Consider the following 22,069-nt stretch of genomic DNA (forward strand, 5'->3'; position numbering starts at 1 on the left):
GCGCTAGTCACCCGGCTTGATCAGATACCCCGCACCGCGCCTGGTGTGGATCATCGGAGAGCGGCCGGCGTCGATCTTCCGGCGCAGATAGGAGATGTAGAGCTCGACGACGTTGGCCTGGCCGCCGAAGTCGTACGACCACACGCGGTCGAGGATCTGCGCCTTGCTGAGCACGCGCCGCGGATTGCGCATCAGATAGCGCAGCAGCTCGAACTCGGTCGCGGTGAGATGGATCGACTCGCCGCCCCTGGTCACCTCGTGGCTGTCCTCGTCGAGCGTCAGGTCCCCGACGGCGAGCACGGACTCGCTGCGTACGGCGGCGGCCGCCCCCGAGCGCCTGATCAGCCCGCGCAGCCGCGCCACGACCTCCTCCAGGCTGAACGGCTTGGTGACGTAGTCGTCGCCGCCGGCCGTCAGCCCCGCGATCCGGTCCTCGACGGCGTCCTTCGCGGTGAGGAACAGCACGGGCACGTCGGGGAGTTCGCGCCGCAGCCTGCTGAGGACCGCCAGCCCGTCCATATCGGGCAGCATCATGTCCAGGATGACGGCGTCGGGCCTGAAGGCGCGCGCCGAGCGCACGGCGCCCGCGCCGTCGCCGGCGCTGCGCACCTCCCACCCCTCGTAGCGCAGCGCCATGGAGAGCAGCTCGGCGAGGGACGCCTCGTCGTCCACGACGAGCACGCGGACGGGGCCGCCGTCCGGCCTGCGCAGTTCGGTACGGCCTTGCGGAGAGGTGGTCGTCGTCATGGTGTCCCACCCTGGGACGGCGCGGTGAGAGCGACCTTTCCCCCACCTGTGAATTTCCTGAGAACCGCCTCAGGGCCCCATGGGGAAGACGCCTCAGGGCCTCACGGAGAAGAGCCGGGCTCCGTTCTCGTAGCAGACCGCTCGCAGCCAGTCGTCCCCCAGCTCCAACCGCTCCAGCGCCTCCAGCTGATGCAGGTACGGATACGGGATGTTGGGGAAGTCCGTCCCGAGCAGCACCCGGTCCCCGAGCTCCGCAAGGCGTCCCCGCTCGCTCGCCGGAAACGGGCTGAACCGCTCGCTGAAGTCCGTGAACGCCATGGTGGTGTCCAGCCGCACCTCGCCGTACCGCTCGGCGAGCTTCAGGAAGTCCGTGCACTCGGGCATCCCCATGTGCGCCACGATCAGCGGCAGCCTCGGATGCCGCACGAGGAGCCGGCCGATCGGCTCGGGCCCGGTGTACTTCCCGGGCGCCGGGCCCGACCCGCAGTGCATCACCACCGGGATCCCCGCCTCGGCCAGCAGCCCCCACACCGGGTCGAGCAGCGCGTCGTTCGCGTCGTACGCCCCCACCTGGAGGTGCGACTTGAAGACGCGCGCGCCGGCCTCGACGGCCCGGCGTACGTACCGCTCGACCCCCTCCTCCGGGTAGAGCGTCGCCGTGTGCAGACAGTCGGGGGTGCGGGAGGCGAAGTCGGCGGACCAGGCGTTGAGCCACTCGGCCATGCCCGCTTTGTGCGGATAGAGCATCGACGTGAAGGCTCGCACCCCGAACTCCCGGAGCAGGGCGACCCGCCGCGCCTCCTCCTCCCGGTACGTGATGGGCCACTCCATACCGGTCAGCGGCCCCACGGCGTCGAAGTACGCCCAGACCTTGTCGAGCACCCTCTCGGGCATGAAGTGCGTGTGGACGTCGACGAGTCCGGGCAGCCCGAGCCGCTCCCAGAACGCCCTGACGTCGTCAGCCTCGGTCAAAGCCGTAGCTCCGCTCGACCCGGCCGACATGGACGCTGTACCGCTCGTACCAGTCGGCGCGTCCGCGCCGCTGTGCGTCCTGGTGCTCCAGGTTGCGCCGCCAGGCGGCGATGGCCTCCTCGTCGCGGAAATAGCCGACGGTGATGCCGATCCCGCCGGGCGTACGCGCCGACTCGTACCCGAGAAAGCCGGGCACCTGCTCGACCAGCTCCTGCATACGGGCGGCGGTCTCGCCGTAGCCGCTCGGATCCTCCCGCATCAAGGAGGTGAACACGACGGTGAAATAGGGCGGTTCCAGCCCCGCCACGAGGTGATCGCTCATGATGAACACCCTCCGACGTGCGGTGATGCGGTGTCCAGGCTCCCGGTCGAAAGGGGTCCAAGTCTTGACCATCGGCGGGCGGAGCGGTCAGAAGAGCCCGTCCTGCACGCCACGCGGAAGGTCCTCGACAGGTACGGTCACGGCGGCCTGCGGATCGGCTCCGACGAGCTCCCAGCCGGACAGCAGGCGCGTGTCCACGACGATCACCCGCCCGTCATGGGCGTGCAGATGCAGATCGGGCCCGGCGGCGGCGATCAGCCGGCCCGCGACGGTGCCGCCGTCGACCAGCTCCCGCACCACGCCCGAGACCGCCGGGAGCCCTTCGAGCCCGAACACACCGGCGTGGTCGACCGCCTCGAACCCGACCCGCTCCAGCGCCTCGGGCCAGCCCTCCAGCGCGACGGCCCGCGCGTACAGCTCGGTGATCTCCCCGGCCCGCTCGGCCGCCCCGGCCGGCAGCACGGCACGCACCGCCCGCTTCTGCGCGTACGCAATCCGGTCCGGCACCCCGAGCGCGGCCCGCAGCAGCTCCTCCGTGCGCCGCGCCGACATCAGCGGCCCGCGTCCCAGCCAGGTGAACACCACGGCACCCTGCTCCAGCAGCCGCGCCGGGCCCCGCTCCTCGGCGGTGATCCCCACCTTCACCATCCCGGGCCCGAACCAGGCCAGATACACCCGGTACGGCCGCGGGTCGTCGGCGACGGTGTCGGCGGCCACCGAGTGCGCCCGGTCCAGCCGCGCGCACTCGGGACAAAGCCCGCCGGTGCTCCGCCCGGGTAGGACGGCACCGACCGGGCACACGTTGCCCCGCGCCCCGGCACACCGTCGCTGCCCGACGGCACGGAAGGCGATCTCCTGACCGTACACAAGCGGACTGACCCGCGAGGAGGACCCGGACGCCCACCGCAGCCCAGGCGGTGTGGTCGCCCAGGTCAGGCCCTTGCACTGCCAAGGCATGGGCGGGTTGCCTTACGCGTCCGCGTCGCCGGCGGGCTTCCCGGGCTGCTCAGCGACGAAGGAGCCGAGGCCTGGCTCCGTATAGGTCAGGCCCTCCTCCCGGAGCGCTCGGAGCACCTTGTGCGCTGTCGCGTTGGCGATTCCGAACTCCTCGGTGAGCTGCACGACAGAGGGGACACGCGTACGCGGCGGGTAACTGCCGTCCGCGATGCGGCCGCGGACGACTTCGGCCACCTGGCGCCAGCGCGGAATGTCGGGAACAAATTCGATCACCGCTCCAGCATGCGCATGCTTAGAACTCCACGCGATTCATAGAATGCCTAGCATGCCTGTATTGCCATGGGTATCGTGAGGCGCAGTGAACCCCGGCGACGGAGTGCAGCCGTCCCGGGGCACGGCCATCAGCCAATCCATCTACAAGGAGCTGACGACATGACCGACCTTATCCGTCGCCTCTTCGTCTTACTGGGCCTCCCACTTAAGCCGTACGACGCACCGCACCCCGCCACCCGAGGGCAGGCCACCCCGCCCACCCTCCCCGCGCACTGCAGCCCGTACGGGATCGTCCCCGCGGCACTGCTGGACGCGGAGGCGGGCGTGCTGGTCCGCCCGTATCTCGGGGCGGGTTCATGCTGGGCGCACGGCGTGGAGGCGGCATGACGCAGCCGCGTCCGGAACACGCGTCGACGCACGAGGCACGCCTGCTGCCCTGGTCCGGCCCCGAGGGCAAGCCCTGCTTCCTGATCACGGACGACCACGGCGGCCCCGTGTCCCGCCTCGCCGACGCCACGGAATCCATCCACCTCGGCATGGGCGCGGACCTTCTGACCCACGCCCGCCGTCTGCTCCCCGAGACACCCACGGGCGAACTGCGCTACCTGGCCGAGCGGTTGGCCGATGCGCTGGACGCCGTACTCCGGGTGGCGGAGAGCCGCGGCCGACGGCTGCGCTGACGAGGATGCGGACGAGGGCCCGCCCCGGCGCGGCGGGCGCCTCTCCGTCCTCAAGACGGGACCGCAGGCCGGGACCGTCCTGGAGGCGCCGGATTCCTTGTGGCCCGCATTACCTAAAGCTACTATGCATTGCAGTCCTAGGTATGGGACGCAGGGAGGTCTCGTGAAGGTCACCAAGGATCTCGTTGCCGCTTCGGCGACACCGATGGTGCTGGGCATCCTGGCCGACGGGGAGAGCTACGGCTACGCCATCCTCCGAAGGATCAACGAACTGTCCGGCGGAGAGCTGGACTGGACCGAGGGGCTGCTCTACCCGTTGCTGCACCGGCTGGAGCGCCTCGGACATGTGGAGTCGAGCTGGCAGTCGGTCACCGGGGAGCGGCGGCGCAAGTACTACCGCATCACCGACAGCGGCCTGGCCGAGCTTGCCGAGCAACGCCGCCAGTGGGACACGGTCGTGGACGCGCTCAAGAAGGTCTGGCTCGGCCCCGGCGATCTGAAGACATTGACAGCGCTGAGAGCGATCCCGCTGGAGGGCCGGGCATGACAGCAGCAGACGGTCAGGACGAGTTGGAGGCCCAGTTCGCTCAGTGGCGTCACTATGTGCAGCGCCGCCCGGAGCTACGGCAGTCCGACGCCGAAGAGCTCGAAGACCATCTCCGGGGTTCCGTCGATGAGCTCATCGGCGTCGGACTGCGCGCCGACGAGGCGTTCCTGGTCGCGGTCAAACGCATGGGCGGCCTGGACGACTTGTCCCGCGAGTTCGCCCGGGAGCACTCGGAACGGCTGTGGAAGCAGCTGGTACTGACCAGCGAGATCGACAGTCCGGCGGCGGACACCCGGTCGCGGCGTGACCTGCTCGCGGTGGTCATCTGTGCGGCGGGCGCGGCGGCATCCATCAAGGTTCCGGCGCTGTTCGGAATGGACCTCGAAGAAGATGCCGCGCTCTATGCGCGCAACCTCAGCCTGTTCGCACTGCCCTGGCTGGCGGCCTTCCTGGCCTGGCGCCGTCAGGCCGGACAGGCGCTGATCGGGGTGATGCTGGCGCTGTTCGCGCTCGGCGCCGTGGCGGCCAACGTCTATCCGCTCACGGATGAATCCCAGTCGCTGGTCCTCACCGGCATCCATCTCCCCATCGCCCTGTGGTTCGCGGTCGGTCTGGCCTATGTGGCCGACGACGTGCGGTCGTCACGCCGGCGCATGGACTTCATCCGCTTCACCGGCGAATGGTTCGTCTACCTCTCCCTCATCGCCTCCGGTGGCGGTGTGCTGATCTCGTTCGTCTTCGGGATCTTCGAGGCCATCGGGATCGTTCCGGAGGAGTTCATCGTGCGCTGGCTCCTACCCTGCGGTGGCATGGCCGCGGTGGTGGTGGCCGGGTGGCTCGTCGAGGCCAAGCAGAGTGTCGTCGAGAACATGGCCCCGGTGCTCGCGCGGCTGTTCACCCCACTGTTCACCGCGGTGCTGCTGGCCTTCCTCGTCGCCTTCGGCTGGACCAGCGCCGGCATCGACGTCGAGCGGGAAGCGCTGATCCTCTTCGACGTGCTGCTGGTCGTGGTGCTGGGGCTGCTGCTCTACTCGCTCTCGGCCCGCGATCCGCTGGCCCCGCCCGGTCTGTTCGACAAACTGCAGCTCGCCCTCGTGGTCAGCGCGCTCATCGTCGACGTGCTGGTCCTGCTGGAAATCACCGGGCGCATCACCGAGTACGGCACCACGCCGAACAAGGCGGCGGCGCTCGGCGAGAACATCATCCTGCTGGTCAACCTCGCCTGGTCGGCGTGGCTGCTGCTGGGTTTCGTCCGCCGGCGCACACCGTTCGCGACGCTCGAGCGCTGGCAGACCGGCTATCTCCCGGTCTACGCCGTGTGGGCGTGGATCGTGGTCCTGGCTTTTCCCCCGTTGTTCAGCTACCTCTGACCGACCGGTCTCTCGGGGCCGCCGGAGCGCCGGCCGGGCGTCCGGGTGGGCGGCCGCACCGACCCTCCGATCACACCCACCGCAGATGAACGGCCCCTGACCAGGCAACTCGGTCAGGGGCCGTTCCCATGAGCGTTGCCCGTCAGCGACCACTGTTCCCCACTGTTTCCCGACCGAACGGGCACGGGGAGGCCAGGCCACGGCTGCTTCTGATCCGTAGCTCTGCGTGGATCGATCGCCGGCGGTCATACCGGTCGCGCTATGGGCCTAGGAGGACGCCACCGGACGTGATCGGCCTTGGGCCGCCGACCACGGGACGGCCGGCCGCGGGCACCACCCGGGCCCGCGGCGGGTGTTCCGGCTACCTGTTCAGCCAGTCGGTGGGGGTCACAGCCTGGCCCGTGAGGACCTGGAGATTCTTTCCGTCGGCGGCGTCGACGACGTAGGTGCTGTGGGTGTAGTCGAAGTCGTCCATGGCGGAGAAGGCGATCCGGGTGCCGTCGGGCGAGAAGACGGGGCCCTGGATGCTGCTGAGGGGGGTCGTCCAGTTGCTCTGCAGCTCGGTGACGGCTCCGGTCGCCACGTGGACGGCGCTCAGGCCGTTCTCGGTGAGATAGACGATGCGCTGCCCGTCGGGGGACCAGTCGACGGGCGTGGACAGCGCGTGGCGAGCGGTGCTGATCTGGTGCACCTGCCGGGTGGTGATGTCCATGACCCAGACGTCTTTGCCGTACTCCCAGCCGTCGGCCGTCTCGTACGTGGTGGCCCTCACGAAGGCGATGCTCTGGCCGTCGGGCGAGAAGGTGCCTGCGCCGCCGTTTGTCGTGAGCACCTCCTGTCCGGTGCCGTCGCTCTTGATCCACTCCATACCGCGCGGGCTGTCGTAGACGATCCGCTTGCCGTCTGGGGACCAGTCGGGGTGCCCGACGTACGGGGCCTCATTGGTTTCGGGCGCGATACCCCGGACCAGAACGTGCTGGTCACTGCCGTCGCCGTCGGCGATCACCAGGTTCCGGGCGTACATACAGCCTTCGGTCTGGGGAATGCAGGTGTCGTCGCGCTGGATGTACGCCACGGTGGAGCCCTTCGGAGAGAGGACGCCGTCCTGGGCGTTCTGCGCGAAGGTCCGGATGACGTCGCCGCTCACTGGGTCGAGCGAGACCAGAGCGGGGGAGCCGGAGGAATAGCCAGTGGCGGTGATCCGGCCGGCCGCCGTCCCCTGCTCCGCCGCGGCGGTCCCTGCTGTCGCCAGACCAGCAGTGACGACGATCCCTACGGCCAGCACGGCGCGTTTGATGAGCACTTGAGCCCTCCTAGGGCAACCGGCGTTTCCGGCCCCCGGTACAAGAGCGCAACCGGATCAAGAAACATCACGGGGGGGGGCGTCAGGCACGTCGGCTCCTGGACCACCGTGTCAGCTTGGGAAACTGCGGTGATCAAGGGCCGGTGCTGCGGCTGAGCCGGGCGAGCGGCCGGTTCGTGGCTTCGGAGCGTGCCGCCGGCGGTACCGCAATTCCAGGCTGTTCCCCGCTCGTTCTGGCACGGAAGTGGTGCACGGACCTCTTCGTCCCGAAGCAACTCGGGTGGGCCCTCGACCTTGGGCCGGTCCGCCGCTCACCTGCTGCGATGGTCCGCAGACGTGCGCGCTTGTTCGCCGCTGTCTGTCGGCGTCGTCACGCAGTTAGGCACTCACCAATGGGTGTCACCGGCGGAGCATCTGCGGATACGGGCAAGGCTCCAATGCATCGCCGGGCCGATCCGACCAAGTCCACCAGACGTGCCGATCGGCGCACCCCAGCAACGTGCGGCAGACCGGGCCGGTGGCGCGGCGAGGGAACCTGCTCCGGGTTGCCGACGTCTACTTGGCGCGAAGGTTGTCGACTTGCCTGGGCAGGTGCTCAGAGGGGGACACGCATGAGCTGGACCGGGCGATTCGCGGGCGGGCATGGGCGGCACCGGCTGAGCCACCCACGGCCACCGCATCGAAGTGCAGAAGACCCCGAGGAGTGTCCCCGGGGTCTTCGCCGTGCGGCTGGCCTACTCCGATGAGGCCGCGACAGTCAACGCGTAGTCCACACCGGTCGAGAAGTCACCTGACTGTCCGCGGATCTTCAGTGAGTGCTTCCCGGGAGCCAGGGAGGGCAACTGGACCCACAAGCCGCACCCTGTAGCTGTGAAGCGCTCTTCCTCCCCGGTGACTGCGTTGCCCTGAGCGCTTTGCACCGTGATCGAGTCGCCTTGGTAGGTCTCCGGCTCGACTGCCTTGCCGTCCAGGACCACGGTCCCCTGCGCGCTGCTCATGAAGGCCGCACAGTCCGAACGGTCTCCGAAGAGATTCACGAGAGGGAAGGCGATCGGCCGACCGCCGGGGACCTCGCACGCGCGCTCGACCTGACTACCGAAGGTGCCGGCCAGGAACCACACGTCTTGCGGTTGGTTACGCTCGCACGCACTTCCGTCCTGGTCGGCGACAGGGTTGGTCTCCTCGGGCTCCGACGCTGCCCATGTCCACCATCGGCCCTGTAGTTCCGCAGCAGAGAGGCGCGCGTTCGCCGTCGCCGATGAGGTGAGGGGAGAAGGCCTCGCCGATGCCCGTCCTACCGCGTCCTCCGAGCCTGCAGTTGCCTGTGTACCGCACCCCGCCAATGCGGCCAGCACAACGGCGGTCAGCCCCGCCGACACCGTTCCGGCTCTGAACCTCATACGAGCCCCTCCCCACCGGGCGCGCCGCCTTGTCTCCACAGCCGGCGCGGCATGAGCGGACACCCTATCCACGGGGCGGGACCGGGTTGCCGGTGTACCCCGTTGCATTACTTCGTTGCTGTACGGCACGACAAAGCCCCCTGCGGGATGATCCCGAGGGGGCTTTGATCTGTGTGCACTCGGCAGGATTCGAACCTGCAACCTTCTGATCCGTAGTCAGATGCTCTATCCGTTAAGCTACGAGTGCTTGGCGTTTCGGGCTTTTCTGCCCGGTCGGCGTTGCGGGAACAACATTACATGACCTGCGCCGTCAGGTGAAATCCATTAGCCAGACCCTCTCTGACCTGCACAAATGCCCGTACGGCGGTACGGGCGGGCGCAGTCAGGGCGAGTGGGCCGGCTTCGGGAACACTCTCTGCGGGCGACCGCCGGGCCCCTGCGGACAACCTCCGGGAACGACCGAAGCCCCGGCCGTCGGGCCGGGGCTTCGGTGTTGGGGCGGAGGCGGAGGGATTTGAACCCTCGATGGGCTTTAAGACCCAAACCGCATTAGCAGTGCGGCGCCATAGACCGGACTAGGCGACGCCTCCAGCACACCCGCGCGGGCGCGGGTGGTGCGTGCAGATGATGACACAGCCGGGTGGGGTGTCACCAATCGCTCTCCACGGTACTAGGCGCGCGGGCCCCGGGGCAAAGAGCCGCCCGGGCGCGGCCGGGGACGATCGCCGGCGACCCGGGACGGGCGGCGGCGTCCGCGCACCCCGGGCGGCTCAGTCCGGGTTGCGCAACGAGCGGGCGCGCGGAGCGTTAGAGATGCCGGAGCGGATGCCGCTCCCGATCCTTCACTCTCCAGGAGTACCCATGCTGCGCCGCTTCGCCTTCACCGCCGTCGCGACCGCCACGGCATCAGTCGCCGCGCTCGTCGTCGCCGCCCCGGCCTCGTCCGCGTCCGTGCTCGGGCCGCTCCCGCTGCCGCTGCTGCAGCCGGAGGAGCCGCAGGACCGGCTCACGTTGATCACCGCGGACACCGGCAACCCGATGGCGGACGGCACGTACGAACTGACCTGCGGCCCGGTCGGCGGCACGCACCCCGAGGCCGAGGCCGCCTGCGACCGGCTGGAGGAGCTGCGGCAGGAGGGGGAGGACCCGTTCGCGTCCGTCTCCCGGGACGCGATGTGCACGCAGATGTACGGCGGCCCCGCGACGGCCCACGTCACCGGCACCTGGCGGGGGCGGACCGTCGACGCCACCTTCGACCGCAGCAACGGCTGCGAGATCGCGCGATGGCAGACCCTGGAGCCGGTCCTGCCGACCGCCCGGGTCTGAAGCCCGGTCCTGACGCGTACCCGAGCACCCGAGCACCCGCGTGCCCGCGTGCCCGCGCACCTGCGTACCGAGCCACCGAGCCACCGAGTACGGAGGCACCGAGCACCACGGTCTGGGCGCCGGTCGCGCGCCGCAGCGCCCAGGTCACCGGCCCTGTCAGGGGGCACGGGACTACTCCGTGTACACAGAACCTTGGTGAGAGCTCCCCCTCATCCGCCGCCGCACCCCTGTCTCCTGCCTTTAGACTCCCTCCAGTGACAGGCCGCGGCCCGAGGGGCAAGATGGGGCCGGCCGTCCGCAAGATGCTGTATGTCAGGGAGGAAGCGTCGTCGTGAGCAGCAGGCCATCCCGAGGCGCTGCTCGCCTCGCAGCCATACTCGACGCCCTTCCGGACGGGCTCGTGCTCGTCAACGCCAACGGCACGGTGGTCAACGCCAACACCATCGCCCTGGAGCTGTTCGAGACACCGGGTACGGCCCTGGTGGGGCGAGGGCTGCTCGATCTGCTCCCGTCCTTCGACTCGAAGCTGATCCCGGGCTCGATGCGGCGGCCCGAGGCCGCCGACGAGCGCGGCCGGACGAAGCCGACCCGCATGATCGCCCGGCGCACGGATGGCGGGGAGTTCCCCGTCGAGGTCACGAGCGCGAACCTGGAGGACGGCCGCGAGGCCTACGCCTCGTACGGCGGCGGCAGTGGCAGCAGCAGCTACACCGGCGACGAGCTCCTCATGCTCGTCGTACGCGATCTCTCCGGCACCGTCGACACCGAAGCCGAACTCGCCCGCTCCCAGCGGCAGACCGAGATGATCCTGCGGGCGGCCGCCGAGGGCGTCGTCGGTACGGACACCGAGGGCCGGGTCGTGCTCGTGAACCCGGCCGCCGCCCAGATACTCGGCTTCCGTGCCAGCGATCTCGGCGGCAAGGAGCTGCACCCGCTGATCCTGCACTCGCGACCGGACGGCGAGCCGTTCCCGTACGACGACTCGCCGCTCGCCGACACCCTCAGGTCCGGGCGCAAGCACCGGGTGCGCGGGCAGGTGCTGTACGCGAAGAACGGCAAGAAGGTGCCGGTCGACCTGACGACCGCGCCGGTACGGGACGGCGAGCAGCTCGTCGGCGCGGTGATGACGTTCACCGACCGGCGGCCCTACGAGGAGCTGAAGGAGCGGCACGCCACGGAGCTCGCGGAGCGCGAGGAGCGGCACGCGGCCGAGCTGGCGGAGCTGACCGAGAAGCACACGGCGGAGGTCGCCGACAGGTCCGAGCGGCATGCAGCGGAGTCCGAGCAGCATGCGGCGGAGATCAAGGAGCGGGACGAGCGGGAGGCCTCGCTGGCCGCCCGGCTCGACCAGCTGACCGCGGTCCTCGGTGAGGCGCTGCGCGGGCCGCTGGAGGAGCTGCGGGGCGAGCTCGGCAAGCTGGCGGCCGACCCGGCCGGTCAGCTGTGGCCCGAGGCCAACCAGATCCTGCACCACCTGGCCGCCGGCTACGCCCGGATGACCACGCTCGTCGACAACGTGCTCGGCTTCCAGCGGCTCGACGCGGGCGCGGAGACCCTGCACCGGGCGAAGGTGCTGCTCGACGGGGTCGTGGCGGCCGGCGTCGACGGTGCGGTCGAACTGATCGGCCCGGGGCGTGCGCAGTTCGCCGTCCACGCGCCGCCCATCGAGGCCGAGGTGGACGCGGCCCGGCTGGCGACGGCCCTGGCCCATCTGGTCGCGGACGTGGCCGGCGTCGACTCGACCGGCAAGACCCGGGTCGTGGCGGGCGCGGCCGGCGGGTACGTCGACTCGACGATCGTGGTCGCGGCGGCGCAGCGCGGGGACGTCGTACGCATCGAGGTACGCGGTCCGTATCCGGGGGGCGACCCGGTGCACGAGCCGATCGTCCGCGGGATCGTGACCGCGCACGGCGGCGTGCTGCAGACGCACGAGGTGCCGGGGATGAGCGGCAGCGCGTACGTGCTGGAGGTGCCGCTGGGAGAGGGCGCAGGGATGGTGACGCCCCCGGCAGCCGAGGCCCCCGCCGCCGAATCGTCGGAGGCTGCGCCGGTGCTGCCTGCCCAGGCGACGGGCGGCGGCGGGCGACGACGCGCGCGGCGGGCTTCCACGGACGCGTTCCTGGAGAGCCCCGTGTCCGGGAACGGCACGGGTGGTGACGCGCCCAGTACGGGCGGTGGCACCGGTCGGCGGCGCGGACGGCCCAGCCCGGCCGAGGTGGGCGCATCCGCCGCACCGTCATCTGCGTCCGCACCCGTTGCCGCACCTGCATCCGCGCCGGCGGCCGAAGGCGCCGTGGTCACCGCCGCGGAAGGCGCGGCCGGTGCCGGACGACCGGCGCTCGGGGACACGGTTCCGCCACAGGGAGTGGGCCCGGAGGCGGCGGCCGCCCCGCAGCCCACGGGCCGTCGTGCCCGCCGTGCCGCGGCGGCCGTGCCCGCCCTGTCGTCGGGGGCGCCGGAGCTGTCGGCTCCCGTAAGCGCGGCCGTGCCCGCAGCCCAAGGGACGGAGGCGGCGTCCCCCGCAGTCTGGCCGGCTGCCGGGCAGGGTGGCGCTGCACCCGGCTGGCCCGTGCCCGGGCAGGGCGACCCTCAGCCACACGGCGCTGCCGCCACGGCACAGTCGGACCCTCAGGGCACCGGCGCCTTGGCGCTCGAGCCCGCCGGAGCCGGAGCCGGTGCTGTGGCGCAGCCCGGTGGGCGGCGCGCGCGACGGGCCCTCGCCGGGGCCCAGGAGCGGGCTGTGGGCGATGAGGCGGAGGAGGTGCGTGCCGCGTTCGCGCTGCCGCCCGCCGACGCCGATCGCGTCGCCGCGCCCGCGGCGGCCGCTCAGGGCGACGAGGGCCGCCACGATTCCGTGCACACCGAGCCGGGCGCCGATCACACCCCGCCGCAGCCGCATCCCGTGTCGACCGGACGTCGCCGGGCACGTCCGGAGGCGGCGACGCCGCCGGGGCCGGAGTGGGCCGAGAGCGGGACCTCCGGGCAGGGTCTGGCGGCGCTCGCCGACGCCCCCGCGCCCGGGCGGACCGAAGGCGGCGACACCGGCTCCGTACCGCTGCCGCCCGCTGCCCCCACGGTGGCTCCGGCCACCGCCACGGGAATCGCGGCCACGCCGCCGCGCGCCGCGCAGCCCCTGCCCGCGGAGGCGCAGCTGCCCGCGGACGCCTCGCAGGGCCGGTCGTTCAGCGTGCGCACGCTCGGCCAGGGCGTGCCGTTCGCCCAGCAGGCCGGGCTGGCCCAGCACCCCCTGGCGTCCGCGCAGGCCAAACAGCCGAGGCCGCTCCAGCAGTCCGCGCCGGCCCAGCAGCACGCGCAGCCCCAGCAGCCCGCATCGCCCGCCGCGAACCAGACGCTCGGGCAGAACCAGTCGCTCGGGCAGAACCAGTCGCTCGGTCAGAACCAGACCCTCGCCCCGGGGCGCCGGCGCAAGCTGGCCGCCCCGCCCGAGGGCGACAGCCGTGGCGAGCGCGCCCTCCCGGAAACGGCCGCACGGCCGCACCCGCAGCCGGCGCAGTCGCAGCCCGCTCAGCCCCAGCAGCGGCTCGCCGCCGTTCCCACCGAAGGCCGGTCGTACGCGATAGGAGCACCCGACGAGGGCGCCGAAGGGCCCGAGCCCCTCGACGGCCCCGGCGGTGCCGTCGAGGTGGCGAACCAGCCGGCGCCCCTCCCCATCGACGATGAACTGCCCCCGGAGCCGCTGGACAACCCGCGCAGGCTGCTCGTCTGGCCCGCGCCGGACGTCGCCACGCAGCAGGCGCTGAGCGACCGCGGCTACCGGCCCGTGATCGTGCACTCGCGCGAGGAGGTGGACGCGCAGATCGCCGCCTTCCCCGCGGCGCTGTTCGTCGACCCCCTGACCGGACCGATCACGCGTACCGCGCTCCAGTCGCTCCGCCAGGCGGCGGTCGCGGCCGAGGTGCCGGTACTGCTCGCGGCCGGCCTGGGGCAGGCGACGCGCGAGGCTGCGTACGGGGCCGACCCCGCTGTACTCCTCAAGGCGCTGGCGCCGCGCGACAGCGAGCAGCACCCGTCCCGTGTGCTGCTGATCGAGGAGCACGACGACATCGCGACCGCGCTGACGGCGACGCTGGAGCGGCGTGGAATGCAGGTCGCGCGGGCGGGGGCCGACGCGGACGCGGTCTCGCTGGCCCAGCAGATGCGGCCGAACCTGGTGGTGATGGACCTGATGCAGGTACGTCGCCGGCGCGCCGGGATCATCGACTGGCTGCGGGCGAACGGCCAGTTGAACCGCACCCCGCTCGTCGTCTACACCTCGGCCGGCCTCGATCAGGCCGAACTGCCCAAGCTCTCCTCGGGCGAGACGGTCCTCTTCCTGGCGGAGCGCTCCACGAGCCCCGAAGTGCAGGGCCGGATCGTCGACCTGCTCGCGAAGATCGGTACGAACTAGCACCAACTCGTACGAGTCAGGACGAACTTGGGGCCCGGTGCGCATCCTGCGCGCCGGGCCCCAAGCCGTTCCCCTGCCTACTGCGTGTCTGCTGTCTGCGTGTCTGTCCGGCCGCCTGCCCGGCTACCTGGCTACCGCAGTTCCGTGACGTCCAGTTGGCCGTCCGCGTACTGCCTGCGGATCACCTTCTTGTCGAACTTCCCGACGCTCGTCTTCGGCACCGCCGGGATGATCGCCCAGCGCTCCGGCAGCTGCCACTTCGCGATCTTCTCGGCGAGGAAGTCCTTCAGCGACGCGTAGTCCGCGGTCGCGCCGTCCTTGAGGACGACCGTGGCCAGCGGGCGCTCTCCCCACTTCGCGTCCGGGACGGCGACGACCGCCGCCTCCGCGACGTCGGGGTGCGCCATCAGCGCGTTCTCCAGCTCGACGGAGGAGATCCACTCGCCGCCGGACTTGATGACGTCCTTGGCACGGTCGGTGAGGGTGAGGAAGCCCTCGGAGCTGATGACGCCGACGTCACCTGTCTTGAGCCAGCCGTCGTCGCTGAACTTGTCCTCCGGCCTGAGGTCGCCGCCCGCCGCACCGCCGTAGTACGCCCCCGCGATCCACGGTCCGCGCACCTCCAGCTCACCGGCCGACTCGCCGTCCCACGGCAGGAACTCGCCGCCGGGGCCGCGCAGCCGGGCCTCGACGCCGGCCGGGAAGCGGCCCTGGGTGAGGCGGTATCCGAGCTCCGCCTCCGTGCCGACGGTGTGGGCCGGCGGGCGGGCGATCGTGCCGAGCGGGGAGGTCTCGGTCATGCCCCAGGCGTGGCAGACGCGCATGCCCAGGCTGTCGAACGCCTCCATCAGGGACGGCGGGCAGGCGGAGCCGCCGATGGTGACCTGGGTGAGGGAGCTGACGTCGCGCGGCTTCGCCGACAGCTCGGCGAGCAGGCCCTGCCAGATCGTGGGGACGGCTGCCGCGTGGGTCGGGCGCTCGGTCTCGATCATCTCGGCGAGCGGTGCGGGCTGAAGGAAGCGATCCGGCATGAGCATGTTCACGCCGGTCATCAGGGTGGCGTGGGGGAGTCCCCAGGCGTTGACGTGGAACTGCGGGACCACGACGAGGCTGGTGTCCGCGTCCGTGAGGCCCATCGACTGCGACATGTTGACCTGCATGGAGTGCAGGTAGACGGAACGGTGGGAGTAGACGACGCCCTTGGGGTCACCGGTGGTCCCGGAGGTGTAGCACATGGCCGCGGCCGCGCGCTCGTCCAGCTCCGGCCAGTCGTAGCTGGTGGGCTTCCCGGCGAGCAGCTCCTCGTACTCGTGGACCTGCGCCTGCGCCCCGGCCAGCACCGAGCGGTCGCCCGGGCCGGAGACCACGATGTGCTCGACCGTCGGCAGCTGCGGGAGCAGCGGGGCGAGCAGCGGCAGGAGGGAGCCGTTGACGATGACGACGCGGTCGGCGGCGTGATTGGCGATGAAGACCAACTGGTCGGCGGGGAGCCGCAGATTGAGGGTGTGCAGAACCGCGCCCATGCACGGGATCGCGAAGTACGCCTCGACGTGCTCGGCGTTGTTCCACATCAGCGTCGCGACGCGCTGGTCGCCGTCGACCCCGAGGTCGTCGTGCAGGGCGTGCGCCAGCTGGGCGGCGCGCTCGCCGACCTCGCGATAGCTGCGGCGCTGCGGCTGACTCTCACCGGTCCATGTCGTGACCTGTGAAGTGCCGTGAATCGTCATCCCGTGCTTCAGGATGCGGGTCACGGTCAGTGGTACGTCCTGCATGGTGCTCAGCACGGCGTCCTCCCGGTGGGCGCGCGGCAGTAAGGGTGTGCAGATTCTGCGCACATACCATGCGGTATGTCACTACCCCCGGGTACGAAAACGAGGACGAAAACTCTGTGCCGGTGCCACCTGCCTGGCGGCGGACAGGCAGGGACAGGGCGGCGGACAAGCGCGTTGGGGCGCGGAGGGGCGCGGACAGGCGGCGCTCGGACGGGGGCCAGGGGTGCGGCCGGCGCGTGGCCGGCCCGCGGCACTCGGTCAGCGGACCGGCGCGAGCTCCGGGTCCTCGCGGAGCTTCCCGAGCGCCCGCGAGACCGCGCTCTTGACCGTACCGACGGAGACCCCGAGCACCTCGGCGGTCTGGGCCTCGCTGAGGTCCTCGTAGTACCGCAGCACGACCATGGCCCGCTGCCGGTCCGGGAGCTTCATGACGGCACGCCACATCGCGTCGTGCAGCACCTGCTGCTCGGCCGGGTCCGGCGACGGCAGCCCGGACGGCTCGGGCAGCTCCTCGCACGCGAACTCGTCCACCTTCCGCTTCCGCCACTGCGACGTCCGCGTGTTGAGCAGCGCGCGGCGGACATAGCCGTCCAGCGCCCGGTGGTCCTCGATGCGCTCCCAGGCGACATACGTCTTGGTGAGCGCGGTCTGCAGCAGATCCTCGGCGTCGCACGGGTTGGCCGTGAGGGACCGGGCGGTACGCAGCAGCACGGGCCCCCGCGCCCGTACGTACGACGAGAACGACGGGTACGACGGGTAGGAGGGCTTCGGCGATGCGGCCCTGGAAGCGGTCGCGCAGACTGGCGTGGTCATGCCTCCACGCTAGGAGCGGCCCCCGCCCCGCGGGATCGGCCCCAGGTCCCGAAACGGGGTCCGCCTCAGGTTGTAGGGGTGGTGAAATCCCCATCTCCTGAAGGTGGAGGGCAGCGGACCCGTGCGTAGGGGTCGCGACACCCACTACTGCGGGTACCCCGTCCTGCCGGACTGCTCGCACCCGCTCCGAGCAGGGCGCTCTCAGCCGTCCGCCGCCAGGACGAGCCCGGAGGTCGGGACCCCCGTGCCGGCCGTGACCAGGGTCGTCGCCGCGCCGGGTATCTGGTTCACCGAGGTCCCGCGCAGCTGCCGGACCGCCTCGGCGACGCCGTTCATCCCGTGCAGATACGCCTCTCCCAGCTGGCCTCCATGGGTGTTGAGGGGCAGGGCGTCCGCGGCCACGAAGTCGGCGGCCTCACCCGGCTTGCAGAAACCGAACTCCTCCAGCTGCATCAGCACGAACGGCGTGAAGTGGTCGTAGAGGATGCCCACATCGATGTCGCCGGGGCCGAGCCCGGAGGTACGCCAGAGCTGGCGGGCGACGACCCCCATCTCGGGCAGCCCGGTGAGCTCGTCCCGGTAGTAGCTCGTCATCTGCTCCTGTGCCCGGCCCGCGCCCTGCGCCACCGCGACGATCACCGCGGGTGGCTGCGGCAGATCCCTGGCGCGCTCGACCGATGTCACCACGATCGCCTGGCCGCCGTCCGTCTCCTGACAGCAGTCCAGGAGCCGCAGCGGCTCGACGATCCACCGCGAGGCGGCGTGGTCCGCGAGGGTGATCGGCTTCCCGTGGAAGTACGCCGCGGGGTTCCGGGCTGCATGGCGGCGGTCGACCACGGCGACATGGCCGAACGCCTCCGGGGTCAGTCCGTACGTGTGCAGATAGCGCTGGGCGGTCATGGCCACCCAGGAGGCGGGCGTGAGCAGTCCGAACGGAATGTTCCACCCGAGCGCCGCGCCCTCGGCCGACGGCTCCCGCTGCTGCACCCCGGAGCCGAACCTCCGGCCCGACCGCTCGTTGAACGCCCGGTAGCAGACGACGACTTCGGCGACGCCCGTGGCGACGGCGAGGGCCGCCTGCTGGACGGTGGCGCACGCCGCGCCGCCGCCGTAGTGGATCCGGGAGAAGAACGACAGCTCCCCCATGCCGGTCGCCTGGGCGACCGTGATCTCGGGGCTGGTGTCCATGGTGAAGGTGACCAGGCCGTCGACGTCGGCGGGGGAGAGCCCTGCGTCGTCGAGGGCCGCCCGGACCGCTTCGACGGCCAGTGTGAGCTCGCTGCGCCCGGAGTCCTTGGAGAACTCGGTCGCCCCGATACCGACGACCGCCGCCCGCCCACCGAGCGAGTCGGCCCTGCGCACGCTCATGATCCTGCCTCCGCTCCGGCCGCCCGCCCGGGAACCGTCACGGTCACCGTGCCCGTGACGTGGTGCCCGATGCCGTTCGCCCCGAGGACCCGCACCTGGGCCGTGTCCCTGTCCACCTCGGTGACCGTGCCGGTCAACGTCATCGTGTCCCCCGGGTAGTTGGGCGCGCCGAGCCGTATCGCGACCTTGCGGAGCACGGCAGTCGGTCCGAAGTGGTCCGTGATGAACCGCCCCACCAGGCCGTTCGTGGTGAGGATGTTCATGAAGATGTCCGGGGAGCCCTTCTTCCGCGCGAGCTCCGCGTCGTGGTGCACGTCCTGGTAGTCCCGGGAGGCGATGGCTCCCGCGACGATCAGAGTGCGGGTGATGGGGATGGTGAGCGGGGGCAGCTCGTCACCGGCCTTCATGACACAGGTCCCTCCTCCGTCTCGGTGAACGCGATCACGTCGCCCAGTTCTGCCAGGACTTCACTGCCGCAGCCCAGATACGCGTCGAGCTGGCGGCCCCACAGGAAATGCCGGTGGACCGGATGATCGAGGTCGGCGCCGAGGCCACCGTGCAGATGCTGACCGGTGTGGACGACCCGCTTGCCCGCCTCGGACGCCCACCAGCCGGCGGTCAGCGCGTGCGTGGCGCACGGCAGCCCCTCGTCGTACCGCCACGCCGCCTCGTACGCCGTGACCCTTATCGCCTCCGTGTCCATGTACGCATCGGCCGCGCGGAGTTGGACGGCCTGCTTGGTGGAGAGGGGACGGCCGAACTGCTCCCGTACCGACGTGTACGCGACGGCCCGGGCGAGCGAGCCCGCGCACACACCCGCCTGGAGTCCGGCGAAGGCGACCCGTGCGGCGGCGAGCACGTCCTCGTACGCCCCGTCGCCGCCCTCGTACGCGCTGTCGCCGCCGATCCGCTCGCCGCGCGCGCCGTCCAGCACCAGCCGGCCCGCTGCCCAGGGGGCCGTGGTCTCCACCGGTGGCGTCTCCGCGTCCGCGGCACGTATCAGCCACAGGCCCCGGTCGGCGTCCGGCACCAGGACATGGGTGGCGTCCCTCAGCCACGGTACCCATGTGACGATCCCGGTCAGGTGCCCGTCCCCGTCGGCCCGTATCGCGCCGCGGCCCGGGAACGCCGCGGTCGCCACGGCGGTCCCGTCCCGGAGGGAGGGCAGGAGCCGGTCCCGCTGCTCGTCCGTGCCGTGCCGGTCCACCGCGAGCAGCCCGTACACACAACTCGCGGCGAACGGCACCTGGGCGGTCGTACGGCCCTGCTCCTCCAGCATGAGCACCAGGCCGAGCAGCCCGACGTCCTCCACAGCCGCGGGCAGCCCGGCCGCGCACAGCGCCTTCCACAGCTCGGCGTCCGTCCCGGTCCCGGCGGCGGCCAGCCGCTCGTGCGTGGACAGGTCCCCGAAGATCCTTGCGGCCAGGTCGCGGGCCGCGGCCTGCTCGTCCGTGGGCGTGAAGTCCATGTCAGCCCACGCCCTCTGCCGGCTGTGCCGACTCTGCCGACGCCTCCGGATCGCTCGGATCCCTCGGATCACCGGGATCCCTCGGGTCCCCCTGCTCTGCCTGCTCTGCCGACACTTCGAGCACTTCGAGCACTTCGAGGGCCCGGAACACCGGCAGCTCCAGGTCCTCGTCCACCCGCAGGAACTCCAGCCGCACCGGCATCCCGATCCGCACCTTGTCGTACGGCACCCCAACCACGTTGCTGACCATCCGCACGCCCTCGGCCAGCTCGATCAGCCCCACCGCGAAGGGGGGATCGAAAGCGGGGAACGGAGGGTGGTGCATCACCACGTACGAGTAGACGGTCCCGTCACCGCCGGCCTCGACCGTGTCCCACTCGGCCGAGCCGCACGCCCCGCACCCCGGCAGCCAGGGGAAGCGCAGCGTCCCGCACCCTCCGCACCGCTGGATCAGCAGCTTGTGCCCGGCCACGCCGTCCCAGAATCCGGCGTTGTCCCGGTTGATCACCGGACGGGGCCGCCGCGGCCCGGCTTTCCCGGGAGAGGCGGCCGGTGCGTACTTGAGGATGCGGAAGCGGTGCGTGCCCGCGAGCTCGCCGTCCGCGCGGATGTCCATCCTGGTCGTGACGAAATGTCCCGTCCCCAGCTTGGTCCTCTTGCGCGGCGACACCGACTCGATCACCGAGTCGTAGGTGATCCGGTCGCCCGGCCGCAGCGGTCGCAGATACTCCTGCTCGCAGTCGGTCGCCACCACCGAGGTGAATCCGGCGCCGTCGAGCAGCGCGGACAGCTCGTCGTACGCGCCCGAACGGTCCGAGTGCCCGGACAGCCCGCCCATCGTCCATGCCTGGAGCATCGTCGGCGGAGCGATCGCGTCCGCCCCCTGGTACGCCGGGTTCGTGTCCCCCATCGCCTCGCACCAGTGCCTGATCATCGGCTCGTTGACGAGGTCCTTGCCGGTGCCCGCGTTGGCCGCGACCCGCCGCCCCTCGTACGTCCTCAGCAGCCCGTACAGCTCGTCCGCGCCCGTCTCCCCGGCGCCTGTCTCCCGCGCTGTGCCCGTCTCCCGCGCAGTCGTCTTCCCCGCGGTCACCGTCCCCGCGGTCACCTCCTTCGCGCTCACCGCTTCCCCCTCCTCATACCGAGCCGCATCGTCGCGACGATCTCCCGCTGCACCTCGCTCACCCCGCCCCCGAAGGTGTTGATCTGCGCCGCCCTGTTCATCCGCTCCAGCTCCCCGTCGCCGAAGCCGCCCGGCGAACCGGCCCTCACCAGCCCCGCTTCCCCCGTGATCTCCTGGCACATTCGATACACCTCAACGGCCGATTCGGTTCCCATGAACTTCACGCCGCTCGCATCGCCGGGGGCGGGCCCGCCCGCCCCCACATCTCCCACCAAACGCCAGTTGAGCAGGCGCGTTGCCGCGAGCCGGGCATGCACTTCGGCGATCCTGGACCGGACCCACGGCTCGTCAATCGGGCGGGCACCCGTCACCGGATCGGGGGTACGGGCATGCTCCAGCGCCGCGGCCGCGAAGTCCTCTGCCTGCATGCCGATCGCCGCGAGCGCGACCCGTTCATGGTTGAGCTGGTTGGTGATCAGCCCCCAGCCGCCGTTCTCCTCACCGACCAGATTCGCGGCTGGGACGCGGATCGCGTCGTAGTACGTCGCCGTCGTGGTCAGCCCGCCGACCGTCTCGATCGGCGTCCACGAGAAGCCGGGCGCATCGGTCGGGACCAGGATGATCGAGATGCCCTGGTGCTTGGGCGCCTCGGGGTCGGTGCGGCAGGCGAGCCAGATCCAGTCCGCGTTCTGCGCGTTCGAGGTGAAGATCTTCTGCCCGTCGATCAGCCATGAGCCGTCCGGTCCGCCGTCGTCGCGCACCGCCTTCGTCCGCAGCGACGCGAGATCGGTCCCGGCCCCGGGCTCGCTGTAGCCGATGGCGAAGACGACGTCCCCGCGCAGGATCCGCGGCAGGAAGAAGGACTTCTGCTCCTCGGTGCCGTACTTCATCAGGGTCGGGCCGACGGTGTTCAGCGTGACCATGGACACGGGCGCGCCCGCGCGGTACGCCTCGTCGAAGAAGACGAACTGCTCGTCGGCGCCGCGCCCTTGGCCGCCGTACTCGACCGGCCAGCCGAGGCCGAGCATGCCGTCGGCACCGATCCGGCACAGCAGCCGGCGCTGCTCCGCCATGTCGTCGGCGGCCGGGCGCCCGTCCGGCATCACGTCGCGGAAGTACGAACGGAGTTCGGCGCGCAGCCGCTGCTGGCGCTCTGTCGGGGCGAGGTGCACGGCGGGGGCCTCCCGGGCGCAGGATGGGTTTCTGACTGTCCGTCAGTT

At 71.3% G+C, this 22,069-nt stretch carries 19 protein-coding genes and 2 tRNA genes; 6 read left to right on the forward strand and 15 right to left on the reverse strand.

From position 1 onward, the window contains the following. Positions 1–3: 3 nt before the first annotated feature. From ACFV9O_RS00220 to ACFV9O_RS00240, 5 genes are all read right to left on the reverse strand, one after another. Positions 4–747 carry a response regulator transcription factor gene (locus tag ACFV9O_RS00220; protein WP_385410546.1) on the reverse strand — a complete coding sequence of 248 codons (744 nt, stop codon included), beginning with the start codon at positions 745–747 and terminating at the stop codon, positions 4–6. A gap of 93 nt (positions 748–840) precedes the next feature. Continuing rightward, positions 841–1,749 carry an amidohydrolase family protein gene (locus ACFV9O_RS00225; protein WP_385410547.1) on the reverse strand — a complete coding sequence of 303 codons (909 nt, stop codon included), beginning with the start codon at positions 1,747–1,749 and terminating at the stop codon, positions 841–843. Further along, entirely contained in the window at positions 1,706–2,041 is a 336-nt protein-coding gene (locus tag ACFV9O_RS00230; RefSeq protein WP_385410549.1) for an antibiotic biosynthesis monooxygenase family protein, read from the reverse strand. The genes ACFV9O_RS00225 and ACFV9O_RS00230 overlap by 44 nt, the downstream gene beginning before the upstream one ends. 87 nt (positions 2,042–2,128) lie before the next feature. Beyond that, entirely contained in the window at positions 2,129–2,998 is an 870-nt protein-coding gene (locus ACFV9O_RS00235; RefSeq protein ID WP_385410551.1) for a DUF2797 domain-containing protein, read from the reverse strand. 12 nt (positions 2,999–3,010) lie between these two features. Next, the gene (locus tag ACFV9O_RS00240; protein WP_385410552.1) at positions 3,011–3,271 is read right to left on the reverse strand and encodes a GntR family transcriptional regulator; all 261 of its coding nucleotides are present in this window, start codon (positions 3,269–3,271) and stop codon (positions 3,011–3,013) included. 159 nt (positions 3,272–3,430) lie between these two features. Here ACFV9O_RS00240 and ACFV9O_RS00245 point away from each other — a divergent pair, with 159 nt between their 5' ends. The 4 genes from ACFV9O_RS00245 (at position 3,431) to ACFV9O_RS00260 (ending at position 5,868) form a co-directional block, all read left to right on the forward strand. Then, entirely contained in the window at positions 3,431–3,658 is a 228-nt protein-coding gene (locus tag ACFV9O_RS00245) for a hypothetical protein (protein ID WP_385410554.1), read from the forward strand. Next, a complete protein-coding gene (locus ACFV9O_RS00250; RefSeq protein ID WP_385410556.1) occupies positions 3,655–3,951 on the forward strand; it encodes a hypothetical protein in 297 nt (98 codons plus the stop codon). The genes ACFV9O_RS00245 and ACFV9O_RS00250 overlap by 4 nt, the downstream gene beginning before the upstream one ends. A 163-nt stretch (positions 3,952–4,114) precedes the next feature. After that, entirely contained in the window at positions 4,115–4,498 is a 384-nt protein-coding gene (locus tag ACFV9O_RS00255) for a PadR family transcriptional regulator (RefSeq protein ID WP_385410557.1), read from the forward strand. Beyond that, the gene (locus ACFV9O_RS00260; protein ID WP_385410559.1) at positions 4,495–5,868 is read left to right on the forward strand and encodes a permease prefix domain 1-containing protein; all 1,374 of its coding nucleotides are present in this window, start codon (positions 4,495–4,497) and stop codon (positions 5,866–5,868) included. Before ACFV9O_RS00255 ends, ACFV9O_RS00260 begins: the two co-directional genes overlap by 4 nt. Before the next feature lie 361 nt (positions 5,869–6,229). On the opposite strand, the gene ACFV9O_RS00265 is transcribed toward ACFV9O_RS00260, so the two are convergent. From ACFV9O_RS00265 to ACFV9O_RS00275, 3 genes are all read right to left on the reverse strand, one after another. Beyond that, positions 6,230–7,171 carry a DPP IV N-terminal domain-containing protein gene (locus ACFV9O_RS00265; protein ID WP_385410561.1) on the reverse strand — a complete coding sequence of 314 codons (942 nt, stop codon included), beginning with the start codon at positions 7,169–7,171 and terminating at the stop codon, positions 6,230–6,232. 1,574 nt (positions 7,172–8,745) lie between these two features. Beyond that, positions 8,746–8,818: transfer RNA gene (locus ACFV9O_RS00270), tRNA-Arg, on the reverse strand. A 252-nt stretch (positions 8,819–9,070) separates the two neighbouring features. After that, a tRNA-Ser gene (locus tag ACFV9O_RS00275) sits at positions 9,071–9,161 on the reverse strand. A gap of 271 nt (positions 9,162–9,432) precedes the next feature. Between ACFV9O_RS00275 and ACFV9O_RS00280 the strand changes: the two genes are divergently transcribed. Both ACFV9O_RS00280 and ACFV9O_RS00285 read left to right on the forward strand, forming a co-directional pair. Next, entirely contained in the window at positions 9,433–9,897 is a 465-nt protein-coding gene (locus ACFV9O_RS00280) for an SSI family serine proteinase inhibitor (RefSeq protein ID WP_385410563.1), read from the forward strand. Positions 9,898–10,228: 331 nt separating this feature from the next. Beyond that, positions 10,229–14,305, forward strand: a complete 4,077-nt coding sequence (locus ACFV9O_RS00285; RefSeq protein WP_385410565.1) for a PAS domain-containing protein — start codon at positions 10,229–10,231, stop codon at positions 14,303–14,305. Positions 14,306–14,436: 131 nt separating this feature from the next. Here the strand turns inward: ACFV9O_RS00285 and ACFV9O_RS00290 are convergent, their stop codons facing one another. From ACFV9O_RS00290 to ACFV9O_RS00320, 7 genes are all read right to left on the reverse strand, one after another. Continuing rightward, on the reverse strand, positions 14,437–16,089 hold the full coding sequence (locus ACFV9O_RS00290; RefSeq protein ID WP_385410567.1) for a long-chain fatty acid--CoA ligase: 1,653 nt from the start codon (positions 16,087–16,089) through the stop codon (positions 14,437–14,439). A gap of 246 nt (positions 16,090–16,335) precedes the next feature. Beyond that, entirely contained in the window at positions 16,336–16,890 is a 555-nt protein-coding gene (locus ACFV9O_RS00295) for a SigE family RNA polymerase sigma factor (RefSeq protein WP_385410569.1), read from the reverse strand. 201 nt (positions 16,891–17,091) lie between these two features. Next, on the reverse strand, positions 17,092–18,258 hold the full coding sequence (locus ACFV9O_RS00300) for a lipid-transfer protein (protein WP_385410570.1): 1,167 nt from the start codon (positions 18,256–18,258) through the stop codon (positions 17,092–17,094). After that, positions 18,255–18,665, reverse strand: coding sequence for a MaoC family dehydratase (locus ACFV9O_RS00305; RefSeq protein ID WP_385410572.1), 411 nt, complete (start codon positions 18,663–18,665; stop codon positions 18,255–18,257). Before ACFV9O_RS00305 ends, ACFV9O_RS00300 begins: the two co-directional genes overlap by 4 nt. Beyond that, entirely contained in the window at positions 18,662–19,726 is a 1,065-nt protein-coding gene (locus ACFV9O_RS00310; protein ID WP_385410574.1) for an acyl-CoA dehydrogenase family protein, read from the reverse strand. Before ACFV9O_RS00310 ends, ACFV9O_RS00305 begins: the two co-directional genes overlap by 4 nt. Before the next feature lies 1 nt (position 19,727). Then, positions 19,728–20,741, reverse strand: coding sequence for a bifunctional MaoC family dehydratase N-terminal/OB-fold nucleic acid binding domain-containing protein (locus ACFV9O_RS00315; RefSeq protein WP_385411090.1), 1,014 nt, complete (start codon positions 20,739–20,741; stop codon positions 19,728–19,730). Between the two features lie 104 nt (positions 20,742–20,845). Then, positions 20,846–22,021: an acyl-CoA dehydrogenase family protein gene (locus tag ACFV9O_RS00320; protein WP_385410576.1), complete on the reverse strand. Its 1,176-nt coding sequence runs from the start codon at positions 22,019–22,021 to the stop codon at positions 20,846–20,848. Positions 22,022–22,069: the final 48 nt, after the last annotated feature.

Origin of the sequence: Streptomyces sp. NPDC059909, from assembly GCF_042730885.1 — a bacterium.
Classification (GTDB): domain Bacteria; phylum Actinomycetota; class Actinomycetes; order Streptomycetales; family Streptomycetaceae; genus Streptomyces.